Source organism: Ruegeria sp. AI2 (assembly GCF_056541275.1).
This window is the reverse complement of record NZ_JBQFYB010000070.1, coordinates 1-809: the sequence shown is the minus strand read 5'-3', so window position 1 is coordinate 809 and position 809 is coordinate 1. Positions and strand designations below refer to the sequence as shown.

2 protein-coding genes and 1 pseudogene are annotated in these 809 nt (G+C 58.6%); 1 reads left to right on the top strand and 2 read right to left on the bottom strand.

Going from position 1 to position 809, the window contains the following annotated elements; all coding sequences use genetic code 11:
• A pseudogene (locus ACR0LL_RS21215) lies at positions 1–139 on the bottom strand (RNA pseudouridine synthase); the annotation flags it as partial.
• On the opposite strand from ACR0LL_RS21215, the gene ACR0LL_RS21210 reads away from it, so the two are divergent.
• Complete coding sequence (locus tag ACR0LL_RS21210; protein ID WP_480589292.1) at positions 138–440, top strand: DUF6476 family protein; 303 nt, start codon at positions 138–140, stop codon at positions 438–440. The pseudogene ACR0LL_RS21215 and the gene ACR0LL_RS21210 overlap by 2 nt on opposite strands.
• A gap of 12 nt (positions 441–452) precedes the next feature.
• Here ACR0LL_RS21210 and ACR0LL_RS21205 read toward each other — a convergent pair.
• Positions 453–809: ATP-grasp fold amidoligase family protein (locus ACR0LL_RS21205; RefSeq protein ID WP_480589290.1), on the bottom strand; the 357-nt coding region annotated here is incomplete at its 5' end.

The following is an 809-nucleotide window of genomic DNA, read 5'->3' as shown; positions in this document are numbered from 1 at the left end:
GCACCGTACCGTCTTCGATCAACCGCACCAAACGGGTCCGCGACAGGGCCTCTGCTGCTGGCACATCCCGTGAAAGCGCCTTATCAAGGCGGGGTGGCGGAGCGGCCGCGATCTGAAACTCAATCTGGCGGGTGCCCATGACTGTCCCTTCCGAACCCCAGGAACCGCAGGAAACGCCGCAGCTTCGCCTGCTGCGGCGCATGGTCATGCTGCTGACCGCGCTGATGATTGGCGGGGTTCTAGTGACATTTGCGTTGATTGTCATCCGACTATCGGACCGCACCCCAACCCTGCCCGATCAGGTCGAATTGCCCGATGGCGCGCGCGCTCAGGCCGTCACGATTGGCAACAACTGGTATGCCGTGGTGACTGACGACAACCGTATCCTGATCTTTGACAAGACGACCGGTAACTTGCGCCAGGACATACCCGTCGAGTAACCCTGCGCTGCTTTAGTTCGGAAACAATCGCGTGCCCGTCCAGGCATCGCCCAACTGAGTGTCCAACTCTGGCGTGCGCATTTGCCGTTTGCCTCCAAACGGGCAAAGCGTGATTTCACCCATGTAAACCTTGCTTCCGACCGAGTAGAGATCCACGCGAGCGAATTCGACACGCCGTCCAACAGCCTCGGCAATCGTGACCATATCCCCAAATCGTTCCGGCCGGGGCTCGGTGTCTTCGCTCGTTTCGAAGTAAAGCTCTTTGGCGATGAAATTATAATCCCTGTCATGGATCATTTGAACATGTCCGCGTGAGCGGTCTCGGTCGACCTGAACAAGCTGGACCCGCCCCCCAACTACCCAGAACTT

Coding starts and splice junctions, on each gene's coding strand:
- ACR0LL_RS21210 (WP_480589292.1), top strand. CDS start 138: ATGACTGTCCCTTCCGAACCCCAGGAACCGCAGGAAACGCCGCAGCTT.